The sequence below is a fragment of the Kitasatospora sp. NPDC094028 genome, from assembly GCF_049543595.1.
In the GTDB taxonomy this organism is placed as follows: domain Bacteria; phylum Actinomycetota; class Actinomycetes; order Streptomycetales; family Streptomycetaceae; genus Kitasatospora.
This window is the reverse complement of sequence record NZ_JBMVFA010000029.1, coordinates 80,064-93,772: the sequence shown is the minus strand read 5'-3', so window position 1 is coordinate 93,772 and position 13,709 is coordinate 80,064. Positions and strand designations below refer to the sequence as shown.

The window sequence follows — 13,709 nt, the reverse complement described above, 5'->3', positions numbered from 1 at the left end:
CACCTCCGAACACCCCGAGGAACCTGACCGTGGACGCCACCGCCGCCGCCTCCGACCCCCGGCTCGACGCCGGCACCTACGAGGTCCTGCGCGACCGGCTCGCCCGGTCCGCCGCCGAACTCGCCGACCGGGCCACGGCGTTGAACGCCCGACGGGTCGCCGAGTTCGGCGGCGGGGAGCTGCGGCTGGCCGGTACCGGGCGGCTCACCACCGCCCGGGCCTGCCTGCCGCAGGACCTCACCGCCGCCGGCGGGCTGCTCCTGCTCGGCACCCGGCCCGTCGAACCGACCGGCGGCGACGAGGACTTCACCGAGGTCCTCACCCTCCACCACCCCGACCTCTCCCCCGCGCCCGCCGAGGGCAGCCTGCTCGACGACCCCCGGCTGCGCCAGGACCTCGCCGACCTGCGCCGCTACTTCCGCGACGCCCGGCTGGACCGGCTGCGCCCGGCCGCCGGCCGGCTGCTCGCCGTCTTCCGCACCGGCCCGGCCGCCGCCGACGTCCGGGTGCTGCGCTGGCTCGCCCCCGACGAGGGGCAGCCGAGCTACCACGACGGCCGCGGCGAACGCGACCACACCCCGGCGGACGGGCAGCAGCTCGACTGGACGCCACTCACCCGCGACGACCAGCTGCCCGCCGCCCCCGGCACCCCGCCGCGCGCCGACCTCGCCGGGGAACTGCGCCTCGGCGTCGACGGCGGCCGGCTCACCCTCACCGCCCCGGACGGCCGCGAACTGCACCGCGAGCCACTGGCCGAGGCGCTGCAGACCCTCGCCGACGCCCAGATCGCCCACGCCCGCCTGGGCACCCTGCTGCTGGTGCGGGTCCGCCCGTACCAGGAGGAGACCGTCCGGCACCTGGTCGTCCACCTGCCCACCGGCACCGTCACCCGGATCGACGCGCTCGGCCAGGCCTGCCTGCGGCTGCCCGCCGACCAGGGCGTCGCCTTCCCCGGCGGCTGCCACCTCACGGACGGCACCGTGCGCACCTTCGACCAGCCGGTGGACGGCCTCGCCCACGAGCGCACCGTCGTCTCGCCCAACGGCGAGGACGTGCTGTACGAGTTCCGCTCCGCCGCGGACGGCCGCGCCCTGCTCCAGCCGTACAACTCCGTCCGCCAGGAGGCCGCCGCGCCGCTCGCCTGCCAGGGCTACGCGCTGCTCGACGACGGCACCCTCGTCGCCCTGCGCCCCGCCGAGGACGGGCCCACCCGGCTGCACCCCGTCCAGCTGTGGCAGACCCCGTTCACCAGCGAACGGCACGCCGCCGAACAACCGCCCGGGCACGGCCCGCTGGCCCGGATCGGCAACGCCGACCTGGTCCGCGGCCTCGCCGACTGCCTCGCCCTCGCCCGGCTCGCCGCGGCCGGCGCCGACACCCCGGCCGGCCACCGGGCCGTCCTCGCCGCCTGCACCCGCACCGCCGACCGCCACCACTGGCTCGGCCAGGACGGCCTCGGCGACCTCGCCGCGCCGCTCGCCGAGATCCGCGACACCGCCCGCCGGGTCATCGCCGAGTACGAGGCGATCGCCCGGCTCACCGCGCACGCCGCCACCCAGGCCGAGGAGGCCGCCGAGCACGTCGAGGGCCTGCTGCGCACCGCGCGCGGCGAGACCCCGGCCGACGCCGCCGAATGGGTCGACCGGCTGGCCGGGCTGCGCCGCGCCCAGGGCCGGGTGGAGGCGCTGCGCGACCTTCCGCGCGTCGACACCGGCCGGGTGGACGCGCTCGCCGCGCACCTCGCCGAGGGCCTGGCCGAGGCCGCCGCGCGGGCCGTCGGCCGGCTCGCCGAGCCGACCGCCTTCGAACCGCACCGGCAGCGGGCCGGCGACCTGGCCGCACGGTGTGCGGACATCGCCACCGCCGCCGAGGCCGCGCCGCTGTTCGAGCGCCTGGGCGAGCAGAGCGAGGCCCTGCAGACCGTCTCCGAACTGGTCGGCACCCTCGACCTGGCCGACGCCACCACCCGCACCGCCGTCCTCGACCGGCTCGCCGACGTCCTCGGCCTGCTCAACCGGGCCCGGTCGACCCTGAGCGTCCGCCGCCGCGAGCTGCGCACCCGGGAGGCCGCCGCCGAGTTCGCCGCCGAGACCGCCCTGCTCGCCCAGGCCGTCACCGCCGCGCTCGCCGCCGCCGACACCCCCGAGGCCTGCGACGACCAGCTCGGCCGGTTGCTGCTGCGGATCGAACAGCTGGAGACCCGCTTCGCCGACGCCGACCAGGCCCTCGGCGACCGGCTCGCCGAACGGCGCACCGAGGTCCACGACGCGCTCACCGCCCGCCGCCAGCACCTGCTGGAGGAACGCGCCCGCCGCGCCGACCGACTGGCCGCCTCCGCCGACCGCATCCTCGACACCCTGCACCGCCGCCTCGCCGCGCTCGACACCGCCGCCGAGATCGACGCCGCCTTCGCCGCCGACCCGACCGCCGTCAAACTCCGCGACCTGGCCGCCCGGTTGACCGCGCTCGGCGACCGCGTCCGGGCCGAGGAGCTGACCGGACGGCTGCGCGCCGCCCGCGGCCGGGCCCGCCGCGCGCTGCGCGACCGCGCCGACCTCGCCGGCGACGGCCCCGGCACCCTGCGGCTCGGCCGCCACCTGTTCGCCGTCACCACCCAGCGGCCCGAACTCACCCTGCTGCCCTGGCGCGGCCGCCCCGCCTTCACCCTTACCGGCACCGACTACCGCGCCCCCGTCACCGACCCGGCCTTCGCCGCCACCGAACGCTACTGGGCGCGGCCGCTGCCCTCCGAGACGCCCGCGCTGTACCGCGCCGAGTGCCTGGCGGCGAGCCTGCTGCTGGCCGCCGAGCCGGGGGCGCTGACCCCCGACGCGGACCTGCTGGAGTACGTGCGGCGGGCCGCCGAGCAGCGGCCCGACGAGGGCTACCAGCGCGGGGTGCACGACCACGACGCGGCGCTGCTGCTCGGCGCGCTGCTGCGGCTCGACGCCGGGGCCGGGCTGCTGCGGCACCCGGCGGCGGCCCGGGCGGCCGCGCAGCTGTACTGGGCGCACGGCACGGACGAGCGGCAGCGGCTGGTCTGGCACACCCGGGCCCGCTCGCTGGCGCTCGCCCGGCGGGCGTTCGGGGCGGCCGTCCCGGCGCTGGAGCTGCTGGCCGCCGAACTCGACGCCGCGGTCGCCGGGTTCGTACCGGGAGCGGTCGGGGCCGGGGGCTACCTGGCGGCCGAACTCGGCGCCGCTGAGCCGACGTTCGCGTACGCGGCCGGGGCGGCGGCACTGCTCGACAAGTTCCGCGCCACGCCCGAGTCCGCCGGGCTGACGGAGGCCCTGGCCGCACTGCCCGAGGAGCCGTCGCTGCTGCCCGTACGGCGCCAACTCGCCGCCGCCTGGCTGGAGTCGGCCGCCTCCGACGCCGATCCCGGCGACCTCGCCGAGGCCGCCGCCGCGCTGCTCTGCCCGACCCTGCCGCGCCGCGTCGCCGAGGGCCCGGTCGGCACCCGGCTGACCGGCCTGCTCGGCGACCACCCGCGGGTCTCCGGCGGCGCCCTGGACCTCCGGCTCGACGAACTGCTCGCCCGGGTGAGGGAGTTCGAGGCCACCGACGCCCCCGGCCACCGCGCCTACCAGCGGCTGCGCAGCGAGCTGCTGGCCGCCGAGCACACCCGGCTGCGGCTCGACCAGTACCGGCCGGCGCCGCTCAACGGCTTCGTCCGCAACCGGCTCATCGACCAGGTGTACCTGCCGCTGGTCGGCGACAACCTCGCCAAGCAGCTCGGCACCGCCGAGGCCGGCGGGCCCGTCGACCGCAGCGGCCTGCTGCTGCTCGTCTCCCCGCCCGGCTACGGCAAGACCACCCTGGTCGAGTACCTGGCCGAACGGCTCGGCCTGCTGCTGGTCTCCGTCAGCGGCCCCGCCCTCGGCCACCGCGTCACCTCGCTCGACCCGGCCGAGGCCCCCGACGCCACCTCCCGGCGCGAGCTGGAGAAGCTCAACTTCGCCCTGCACGCGGGCGACAACGTGCTGCTCTACCTCGACGACGTCCAGCACACCTCGCCCGAGTTCCTGCAGCGCTTCATCCCGCTGTGCGACGCCCAGCGCCGGATCGACGGTGTGTGGGACGGCGAGGCCCGCGAGTGGGACCTGCGCGGCAAGCGCTTCGCCGTCGTGATGGCCGCCAACCCGTACACCGAGTCCGGCCGGCTGTTCCGGCTGCCCGACATGCTCGCCAACCGCGCCGACGTCTGGAACCTCGGTGACGCCGTCGCCGGGCGCGAGGACCTGTTCGCGCTCAGCTTCGTCGAGAACGCCCTGCCCGCCAGCCCCCACCTGGCCGCGCTCGCCACCGCCGAACCGGCCGACCTGGACACCCTGCTCGCCCGGGCCTCGGGCACCCCCGGCGGGCAGCTCACCGCCGCCTGGCCGGCCGCCGAGGCCGAGCGGACCACCGCCGTGCTGGCCGGGCTGCTGCACCTGCGCGGCACCGTGCTGGCCGTCAACCGCGCCTACCTCGCCTCCGCCGCGCAGGACGACCGCACCCGCACCGAACCCCCGTTCCTGCTCCAGGGCTCCTACCGCAACATGGCCACACTCGCCCAGCGCCTCGACCCGGCCCTCACCCGCCCCGAACTCGACGCCCTGCTCACCGAGCACTACCGCGCCGAGGCCCAGCCGCTGGGCGCCGACGCGGAGGCGCAGCTGCTCAAGCTCGCCGAGCTGCGGGGCACCCTGACGCCGGAGCGGGCGCGGCGGTGGGAGGAGCTGAAGCGGGCCTGGCGTGGGCCGGCGTGACCGTCGACGTGCCGCCGGTGCAGCAGGACGTGTTCAGCAAGGACGTCATCCGGGTGCACCCCCGCCGGATCATCACCTGGAACCTGACGGCGCGTGGGAGCACCGCCCGCGACGTGGGGTGAGCGGTCGAGGGGTGAGCGGAGGTGGGCGTGTCCGGGGGTGTAGCTGGCTACACCCCCGGAAGTGAACCCCCGGCCATTGGTCCGGACCCGCGCCGCCTGCTGAAATATGATCATGAACAGCAGCACAGGCCTCGCCGTCGAACTCCGCTCCGTCCGCCGGACCTACCGGCGCGGCCCCGAACCCGTCGTGGGCCTGGCCGAGGTGAGCATCGGGTTCCCCTTCGGCACCTTCACCGCCGTCATGGGCCCCTCCGGCTCCGGCAAGTCGACCCTGCTGCGGTCGGCCGCCGGCCTGGAAGCCATCGACGGCGGCGAGGTGCTGGTCGACGGCACCGTCCTCGGCGGCCTGCGCGACAAGCAGCTGACGGTGCTGCGCCGGGAGCGGATCGGCTTCGTCTTCCAGTCCTTCAACCTGCTCCCCGCCCTGACCGCCGCCCAGAACGTGGCGCTCCCCGCCCGGCTCGCCGGCCGCCGCCCCGCGCCCGCCGAGGTGACGGCCGCGCTGGCCGCGGTCGGCCTCGCGGACCGGGCCGGGCACCGGCCGGGCGAGCTCTCCGGCGGCCAGCAGCAGCGGGTCGCCATCGCCCGGGCGCTGATCACCCGCCCGGCCGTACTGCTGGCCGACGAGCCGACCGGCGCGCTGGACACCACGAGCGGCCGCGAGGTCCTGGCGCTGCTGCGCGGCATGGCCGACGACCCCACCCGGGCCGTGGTCATGGTCACCCACGACCCGGTCGCCGCCTCCTACGCGGACCGGGTGGTCTTCCTCCGGGACGGCCGGCTGGCGGGCGAGCTGGAGCGGCCCACCGCCGAACAGGTCGCCGCCCGGATGACCGCGCTGGAGACCGCTGCCGTTGCGGGGGCCGTCGCGGAGAGTGTCGCGGAGAGTGTCGCGGGGGCCGTCGCGTGCTGACCCTCGCCCTCGCCTCGGTCCGGCTGCGCTGGGCCTCCTTCGTCGGCAGCTTCGTCGCGCTGACCTGCGGCGTCGCCCTGATGGCCGTCTCAATCCTGGTCATCGCCGCCACCGTCGACGTCCCCGACCAGGGCCGTCAGCGCTTCTCGCAGGCGCCCGTCCTGGTCACCGCGAACCTCAGCGTGGACTTCCGGACCGCGACCGGCGAGACCTCGCCGACCCCGGTCGCCGCCCAGCCGGGCCTGCCGCCCGAGCTGATCGCCGCCGTCACCGCGACCGGGCGCACCGTCGCCGACCGCACCTTCTACGCCCAGCTCGCGGACGGCCCCGGCTCCGCCGGCCCCCAGGTCGGCCGCGCCTGGTCCGCCGCCGAGCTCGGCGGCTACCGGCTGGCCGCCGGCACCGCGCCCGCCGCCGACGACCAGGTCGTCGTCGGCGGCGGCAGCCCGGAGCAGGTCGGCCGGACCGTCCGGTACGTCACCGCCGACGGCCCGCACACCGCCACGGTCTCCGGCGTCACCGAGGCCGAGCCGTTCGAGCGCGCCGTCTTCTTCACCGACGCGCAGGCCGCCCGGTACTGCCCCGCGGTCGGCGCGCTGGCCGCCTTCGGCCCGGCCGACGCGGTGCGCCGGGCCGTGGTCGCCGCCGGCGGCGACCACGTCGCCCGGGTGCTCACCGGCGCCGACCGCGCCCAGGCCGACCCGCACCACGCCGAGGTCAGCCACCGGCTGGAGGACGTGCAGACCCCGCTCGGCCTGTCCGCGGCGGTCTCCGGCGGCACCGCCGTGTTCGTGGTGGCCGGCACCTTCGCCCTGTCGATCGCCCAGCGCCGCCGGGAACTCGCGCTGCTGCGGCTGATCGGCGCCACCCGCCGCCAACTGCGCACCCTGGTCCACCGGGAGGCCCTGGTGGTCGGCGTGCTCGCCTCCGTCGCCGGGTGCGCGCTCGGCGCGGCCGGGGCGGCCCCGGCCGGCCGCTGGCTGGTCGAACGCGACCTGGTCCCGGCCGGGTTCACCGTCCCGATCGCCTGGTGGGCGCTGCTGACCGCCGCCCTGATCGGACTGCTCACCGCGCTCGGCGGCGTGCTGCTGTCCTCGCTCAAGGCCGGGCTGATCAGCCCCGGGGAGGCGCTGGCCGAGGCCGACGTCGAGCGGCCCTCGCGGATCTCGCTGGCCTTCCGCTGGACCGGCGGCCTGCTGGTGCTGGGCGGCGCGCTCGCGGCCGTCGCGGTCACCGCCCGGTACTGGCCCGACGCGGCCGCCAACGCCGCCGACTCGCTCAGCCTGCTGCTCGCCGTCGTCGCCGGCTGCGTCCTGCTGGCGGGCGTCCTGGCCGGGCCGGTCATCCGGCTGCTGACCCTCGTACCCGGCCTCGCGGCCCGGCTGCGCGGGCGCACCGCGGAGGACGGCGGCGGCATCGTCTGGGCCACCGCCCGGCAGAGCGCGCTCACCGCCTTCCGGCGCACCGCCGCGACCACCACCCCGGTGGTGCTGATCGTCGCCTTCGCCGGCTGCCTGCTCGGCAGCATCGACACCATCAACCGCGCGCAGGTCACCGAGGTCCACAACCGGCTGGCCGCCGCCGACTTCGTCGTCACCCCGGCCGGCACCCCCGGGCTCAGCCGGGCCGTGGTCGACCGCGTCGACGCCGTCCCCGGCGTCCGGGCGCTGGCCACCACCCCGACCTCGCTGATCGCCGCCGACCAGACCGCCCAGACCCTGGTCGCCTTCCGCGCCGCCACGGCCGACCCGGCCGCGCTCGCCGAGGTCGACCGCCTCCCCGTCGTCGCGGGCTCGCTCGCCGACCTGCGCCCCGGCTCCGTCGTGCTCAGCCGCACCTGGCCCGGCGCGCCGCAGGTCGGGCAGCAGCTGGACGTCCGGCTGGCCGACGGCACCCCGCGCAGCCTGCGGGTCGCCGCCCTGCTCGGCACCGGCGCCGAGGCCGTCCAGGCCTGGGTCACCGCGCCCGACGCCGTCACCGGCGGCGTCGGCGGCCCGGCCCTCGCCGACCGGATCGACCTGCGGCTGCTGCCCGGCACCGACCGCCAGCAGGCCGCCGCCGCCCTGCGGACCGCCGTGGACGGGCTCGGCGCGCGGCTCGTCACTCCCGAGGAGATCTGGTCGGGTGCCACCGACAGCACCGAAGAGGCCTCCTGGAACGCCCTGTTGATGATCCTCGGCCTGGCGATCTGCTACGCGGCGATCGCGCTCGCCAACTCGCTGGTCATGACCGTCACCGACCGGCGGCGGGAGCTCTCCCTGCTCCGCCTGGCCGGCGCCACCAAGGCGCAGGTGCTGCGCGCCGTCGCCGTCGAGACGCTGCTGTGCGTGGCCGCCGGCACCCTCCTCGGCGGGCTCGGCACGGCGCTCAGCGTCGGCGGCTCCTGGGCCGCCCTCACCCACCTGGTCGGCCCCACGCCCGCCGTGGTGCCCTGGGGCGTCCTGGGCGTCCTCGCCGCCTGCTGCGCGGCCATCGCCCTGACGGCGGCGGTGCTCCCGGCCGCCCTGGCCCTCCGCGGCCGCGACGGCCAGACCATCCTGCGCGGCGCCGCCGGAGCCGCCTGAGGCCCCGCCCCGCGGGGCGCCGCAGCGACCTCAAGTGCCGCTGACTCCACGGGAGTCGGCGGCGCTTTCGGTTCCCACCCGCGGCCGCCGCGCGCGGCCGGGCGGCACCGGGACGCGGCGCGCTCCGACGGCCCTTCACGCCTCTGCACAGGAAGTCGACCCCGCCGACTTCCTACGCCCGCCCGCGGAGCCCGTCCAGGACCAGGTGCGCCAAGCGGTCCGGGAGGTCGGGCTCGATCGCGCGGTGGCCGAGGACGGCGCGGGCCTGGAGGGGGGCGCAGAGGAGTTCCAGAGCGAGGGAGGTGTCCGTGTCGGCCGGGAGTTCGCCGCGTTCGACGGCCCGGCGGACGATCACGCCGGCCTGGTCGAGGCGGGACTGCCAGAAGGCCTGCCAGGACTCGGCGAGCGCCGGGTCGTCGGCGCCGAGGACGGCTCCGCGGACGACGGCGCGGCCGAGCGGGGTGGCCAGGTAGTCGGCCAGGGCGCGGGCGAAGGCGGCCAGGTCGGTGCGGACGGTCCCGGTGTCGGGCACGGGGATGCCCTCGTCGCTCGCGGTGAGTTCCCCTCGCTCGCGGACGGCCCGAAGCGCACCGCGCTGGCCCGCCAGGTCGAGCAGTACGTCCTCGCCGCCCCCGGCTTCCCGGTGGAGTTCGAGCGCCGCCCGGTCACCGTCCCGTACCGGGGCGGCACGGCCACCCTCCCCGTCCACCTGATCGCGGCCCCCGGCCTGCCCGCCGACGCCCCGGTCCTGCTGGCCAGCGGCGGGCTGGACTCCTGGAAGACCGACCTGCACGGCATCTGGGAGCAGCTGGCGCTCGCCCTCCCGGTGCGGCTGCTGGCGTTCGACCTGCCCGGCACCGGCGAGACCGACCACCTGCCGATGACGCCGGACGGCGGCGCCGAGGTGGTCGAGGGCCTGATCGCCTTCGCCCGGACGCTCGGCAACGGCACGGTCGGCCGGGGCCGAGCGCGAGGCGGCCTTCACCGCCTTCGACCTGCGCCCGCTGCTGGACCGGGACGTCAACGCGCCGATGCTGGTGGTCAACGGCGAGGACGACGTGCACGTCCCGCAGCACGACACCCTGGTGTTCGCGGAGCGCCGGGCCACCCGGATGGAGCTGATCCGGGACACCGGGCACTGCGCCGTCTCTCGCCTCGACGTGGCGATGGGCCGGATCGTCCCGTGGCTGGAGCTCGCCCTGGTCGGATAGTCCGACGACCGCACCTTCCCTCCCGGCAGCGCAGTCCGCGTGGCGCCGCCGGGAGCGGCCCCGGGCCCGCCGCTAGCGTGTCCGCATGGGCGCTCAGGAACTCGATCTCGCCGGGCTGCGCAGGGTGTACGGGCGGACCGGGAGCCGGTTCTTCTACGCCCTCGTGGCGCGCAACGCCCGGCACTGGGGGTGGACGGAGCCGGGCCAGTCGAAGTGGCGGCTGTGGCGGGCCCAGCGGCAGGTGGAGGACGTCCTGGGCCGCAAGCTGGCACTGCCGGTGGGCGCACGGGTGCTGGACGCCGGCTGCGGGTCGGGGGTGGTGGCGCGGGCGATGGCCGCCCGGTTCGGCCTGGTGGTCGACGGGGTCGACGTCCTGGACGTCCTGCTCGCCGAGGCCCGCCGGCTGAGCGCCCGGGCCGCGCTGGACGGCCGGACCGCCTTCCGCTGGGGCGACTACCACCGACTGCCCTTCGGCGACGGCGAGTTCGACGGCGCCTACTCGATGGAGACGCTCGTCCACTCCTACGACCCGCGCCGCGCGCTGGCCGAGTTCCACCGGGTGCTGCGCCCCGGCGGGCGGCTGGTGCTGATCGGCCCGATGAGCCTCGGCCCGCTGGACGAGATGGAGCCACGCCTCCGAACGCTCCTCGAACCGTACCTGGACGCGCACGTGCTCCCCGGCGCGCGGATCTACCACGCCCGCAACCTGCCGCACCTGCTCACCGAGGCGGGGTTCGAGGTCGAGGAGGCGATGGACGCGACCTCGTACTACCTGCCGACCACGGAGGCCGTGCACGTGTACTTCCGGCTGCCGTGGGAGCTGGTGCGCCGGTTCGGCGATCCGGCGAAGTGGCTCAATCTCCGTACCACGGTGGAGATGTACGCCGTCCGCAACGTGACGGGCTGGTACGTTCACACCGCCGTCAAGCCGACGAGGTGACCACCTTCATGGACGAGCGCCCGGCCCAGGTCCCCTACCCGAGCGGCTGGTTCTGCGTCGGCCGCACGCGCGATCTGCCGCCCGGCCGGGTGCGGACGGCCCGGCTGATGGGCGAGGACGTGGTGCTGTACCGGACGCGGCGGGGCGTCGTCCGGGCGATCGGGCCGCAATGCCCGCACCTGGGCGCGCACTTCGGGGCCGGCGGCCGGGTGCGGGGCGAGGAACTGGTCTGCCCGTTCCACGGGTTCGCCTTCGGCCCGGACGGCTCCTGCACCGGCGCGCCGGACGGCACCCGGCTGCGGGCATCGCTGACGCCACGTCAGTTCTGCGAGCGGGACGGCGCGTTGTTCGTCTGGTGCGGCCCGGCCGGCGAGCCGCCGGCCTGGCAGCTGCCGCCGCCGGTCGGGGTGCGACCGCTCGCCTGGTGGAGCGGGGAGGTGAGCTCCCACCCGCAGGAGGTGATGGAGAACAACGTGGACTTCCGGCACACGACCGTGCTGCACGGCCTGGACACCCGGGAGACCGCCCCGCCGGAGGTCGACGGCCCGCTGTTCACCGTCCACCAACGCACCACCACCCGCTTCCCGGGGCTCGGCACGGTGAGCCTGGAGCAGCCGGTGACCTTGGCCGGGCTGGGACTGACCCGACTGGTCGCCGAACTCCCGGAACTGGGCGCCACCTTGCGGGTGTGGGTGCTGCCGACGCCGGTCGCGCCGTGGCGGACCAGGGTGCGGTTCGCGACGTGCGTCAGCGTGCCGCTGCCCCGGCTCGGCCCGGCCGGCGCCCTGGACCGGGCGGCGTCCTGGCTGGCGCTGCAGGCGGCGGTGCGGATCATCAAGCAGGACCGGCAGGTGCTGGCGCACAAGCGGTACCTGGCGCAGCCTCGGCTCGTCCCGGGAGAGCGGTCGATCGGCGTGTTCCGGCGGTGGTCGCGGCAGTTCTATCCGGACTGGCCGGCCGACATCGCCGACGTGACCGACGTGGCCGACGTGACCGGCCCCGCGAAGCCGGCGGACCCCGCGGACCCGAACGGCCAGGTGGCGGACGCCCCCCGCCGAGCTCCCGCCTCGTCCGTCCTGCCCGCGCCCGTGTTCACGCCCCGCGCGGGGCGGCCAGGTTCTCCCAGACCGGGTCGGGCAGGCCCGGCACGGTGCGGCCCTCGGCCTGCCAGCGCCGGGCCAGCTCGGCGTAGATGGGGGCCTCCGGATCAGCCGCCTCCGGACGGTCGGGCGGCCGTTCCGGGAGGCCCGGAAACGGCTCCGCGCCGTGCAGGATCGTTTCTTCGACCGGTCGTCGCCGACGCGACACCGGCTTCACCCCGAATGCACTCACACCCGCCCAACGCACCCCACCCGGATCGGGACACGGCCGCGTCAACCCGCGGCCGCGAGTTCAACCCCGGCGCGAAACCGCGCAGGCGAACGATCGCCGGCTGCACGAGAAGTCGGCCGGTCCGACTTCTCGTGCAGCCGGCGCCTCGGGATTCACCGCCGCCGCCCCGCCGCCAGCAGCGCCGGCACGGTGGCGAGCTTCACCCGCGGCCGCCCCTCGGCCGCGCCCCGGGCGCGCTCCGCCCGGTCCACCGCCCGCAGCTCCTTGAGCCCCACCGCGTCCGGCCGCCGTCCGCGCACCAGCCGGTCGAAGTCCCGCCGGCTCCCTGCCGGGACGGACAGCGCACGGGCCTCGGCGTCGTCCAGCAGCGCGTCCACGGTCTCCCGCGCGCAGGCCCGGTTGGCGCCGATCCCGCCGGACGGCCCGCGCTTGGCCCACCCGACCAGGTACGCCCCCGGCAGCGGCCGCCCCGTCCCCGGGTCGACGACCCGCCCGCCCCGGTGCGGGACGGCCGCCGCCGCCTCGTCGAACGGCAGGCCGGGCACCGGAACGCCCCGGTGCCCGATCGAGCGGACCACCAGCCCGGCCGGCAGGGTCTCCCGCTCGCCCGTCCCCGTGACCGAGCCTTCCGCACCGGCCACACCGTCCGCACCGGCCGCGCCCAGGGCCGTCCGTTCGACGGTCACCCCGGCGACCCGGCCGTCCGCGCCGGCCACCAGCTCGACCGGCGCCGACAGGAAGCGCAGCACGATCCGCCGCGCGGCGCCGGGCTCCGCTCCGGACGGCCCCGCACCAGCCGACCCCGCTTCGGACGGCACCAGCGGCAGCCCCGCGAGCAGCGCCGCCCGCGAGTCCGGCCCGGCCGCCTCGATCGCCGCCCGCACCTGCGGGTGGTCCTCGACCACGACCTCCACCCCCGGCAGCTGCCGCAGCGCCAGGAACTCCGCCTTCGTCCACGCCGCCTGCTCCGGCCCGCGCCGGGCCAGCAGCACCACCTCGCGCACCCGGCCGGCACGCAGCGCCGCGAGCGCGTGGTCGGCGATGTCGGTGGCGGTGAGCCGGTCCGGGTCGGTGAGCAGGATCCGGGCGATGTCCACGGCGACGTTGCCGTTGCCGATCACCGCGACCCGCTCGGCGGACAGCTCGACGGCGTCGGCCGGCACCGTGGGCTCGGCGTTGTACCAGCCGACGAAGGTGGTGGCCGGCAGGCTGCCCGGCAGGTCCTCGCCGGGGATGCCGAGCCGCCGGTCGGCGGCCGCGCCGACCGCGTACACCACCGCGTGGTGGTGCGCGGCCAGCTCCGCGTGCGTGACGTCGGTGCCGACCTCCACGTTGAGGTGCATCCGCAGCCGCGGGTCGTGGAAGACGCTCGCGAAGCTCTCCGCGATCCGCTTGGTGGACTGGTGGTCGGGGGCGACGCCGTGCCGCAGCAGCCCGCCGGTCACCGGCAGCCGGTCGATCATGGTGATCTCGGCGCCGGTGCGGCGCAGCAGTTCCTGCGCGGTGTACCCGGCGGACGGGCCGGTGCCGACGACGGCGATCCGCAGCGGGCCGAACTCGCCGGGCAGGCTGCGCGGGAACGCGGGCGCGCCCCAGGCGTGATCGCTGGGGTGGTCGCGGTACCAGTCCCGGTTGATCGGGCCGAAGACGGTGTCCGGGCCGCGCAGCCGGTCGACCGGGAACACCGCGTCCACCGGGCAGGCGTCCGCGCAGGCGCCGCAGTCGATGCAGGCCGCCGGGTCGATGTACAGCATGTCGGTGGTGCCGAACTCCGGCTCGTCCGGGGTCGGGTGGATGCAGTTGACCGGGCAGACGGACACGCACGAGGCGTCGTTGCAACAGGTCTGGGTGATCGCGTAGGCCATGGCCGGAGTGG

The 13,709-nt window shown here is 77.1% G+C and carries 9 protein-coding genes and 1 pseudogene; 7 read left to right on the top strand and 3 right to left on the bottom strand.

All coding sequences use genetic code 11. The features are described from left to right. The first annotated feature begins 29 nt into the window (after window positions 1–29). The 4 genes from ACPC54_RS31960 to ACPC54_RS31945 all read left to right on the top strand — a co-directional run bounded on the left by ACPC54_RS31960 (window position 30) and on the right by ACPC54_RS31945 (window position 8,350). Complete coding sequence (locus tag ACPC54_RS31960) at window positions 30–4,751, top strand: DNA repair ATPase (protein ID WP_498969858.1); 4,722 nt, start codon at window positions 30–32, stop codon at window positions 4,749–4,751. Next, complete coding sequence (locus ACPC54_RS31955; protein ID WP_498969856.1) at window positions 4,748–4,873, top strand: hypothetical protein; 126 nt, start codon at window positions 4,748–4,750, stop codon at window positions 4,871–4,873. Before ACPC54_RS31960 ends, ACPC54_RS31955 begins: the two co-directional genes overlap by 4 nt. Before the next feature lie 112 nt (window positions 4,874–4,985). Continuing rightward, window positions 4,986–5,786 (top strand): ABC transporter ATP-binding protein, encoded by an 801-nt coding sequence (locus ACPC54_RS31950; protein WP_498969854.1) that lies wholly within the window; start codon window positions 4,986–4,988, stop codon window positions 5,784–5,786. Beyond that, window positions 5,780–8,350, top strand: coding sequence for an FtsX-like permease family protein (locus tag ACPC54_RS31945; RefSeq protein WP_498969852.1), 2,571 nt, complete (start codon window positions 5,780–5,782; stop codon window positions 8,348–8,350). The genes ACPC54_RS31950 and ACPC54_RS31945 overlap by 7 nt, the downstream gene beginning before the upstream one ends. Before the next feature lie 172 nt (window positions 8,351–8,522). Here ACPC54_RS31945 and ACPC54_RS31940 read toward each other — a convergent pair whose 3' ends face one another. Beyond that, complete coding sequence (locus ACPC54_RS31940; protein ID WP_498969850.1) at window positions 8,523–9,374, bottom strand: TetR-like C-terminal domain-containing protein; 852 nt, start codon at window positions 9,372–9,374, stop codon at window positions 8,523–8,525. Window positions 9,375–9,381: 7 nt separating this feature from the next. Here ACPC54_RS31940 and ACPC54_RS31935 point away from each other — a divergent pair, with 7 nt between their 5' ends. The 3 genes and pseudogenes from ACPC54_RS31935 to ACPC54_RS31925 form a co-directional block, all read left to right on the top strand. Next, window positions 9,382–9,561 (top strand): hypothetical protein, encoded by a 180-nt coding sequence (locus ACPC54_RS31935; protein ID WP_498969848.1) that lies wholly within the window; start codon window positions 9,382–9,384, stop codon window positions 9,559–9,561. 85 nt (window positions 9,562–9,646) lie between these two features. Further along, the gene (locus ACPC54_RS31930) at window positions 9,647–10,501 is read left to right on the top strand and encodes a methyltransferase domain-containing protein (RefSeq protein WP_498969846.1); all 855 of its coding nucleotides are present in this window, start codon (window positions 9,647–9,649) and stop codon (window positions 10,499–10,501) included. Window positions 10,502–10,509: 8 nt separating this feature from the next. Beyond that, a pseudogene (locus ACPC54_RS31925) lies at window positions 10,510–11,385 on the top strand (aromatic ring-hydroxylating oxygenase subunit alpha); the annotation flags it as partial. Window positions 11,386–11,593: 208 nt separating this feature from the next. Here ACPC54_RS31925 and ACPC54_RS31920 read toward each other — a convergent pair. Both ACPC54_RS31920 and ACPC54_RS31915 read right to left on the bottom strand, forming a co-directional pair. Next, complete coding sequence (locus tag ACPC54_RS31920) at window positions 11,594–11,809, bottom strand: hypothetical protein (RefSeq protein WP_498969844.1); 216 nt, start codon at window positions 11,807–11,809, stop codon at window positions 11,594–11,596. Between the two features lie 176 nt (window positions 11,810–11,985). Then, a complete protein-coding gene (locus ACPC54_RS31915) occupies window positions 11,986–13,698 on the bottom strand; it encodes an FAD-dependent oxidoreductase (RefSeq protein ID WP_498969842.1) in 1,713 nt (570 codons plus the stop codon). Between the last annotated feature and the right edge of the window lie 11 nt (window positions 13,699–13,709).

What these genes read in the sequence shown, in the direction of transcription:
- ACPC54_RS31950 (WP_498969854.1), top strand. Translation starts at nt 4,986, where the DNA reads ATGAACAGCAGCACAGGCCTCGCCGTCGAACTCCGCTCCGTCCGCCGG.
- ACPC54_RS31935 (WP_498969848.1), top strand. Translation starts at nt 9,382, where the DNA reads ATGCTGGTGGTCAACGGCGAGGACGACGTGCACGTCCCGCAGCACGAC.
- ACPC54_RS31930 (WP_498969846.1), top strand. Translation starts at nt 9,647, where the DNA reads ATGGGCGCTCAGGAACTCGATCTCGCCGGGCTGCGCAGGGTGTACGGG.
- ACPC54_RS31915 (WP_498969842.1), bottom strand. Translation starts at nt 13,698, where the DNA reads ATGGCCTACGCGATCACCCAGACCTGTTGCAACGACGCCTCGTGCGTG.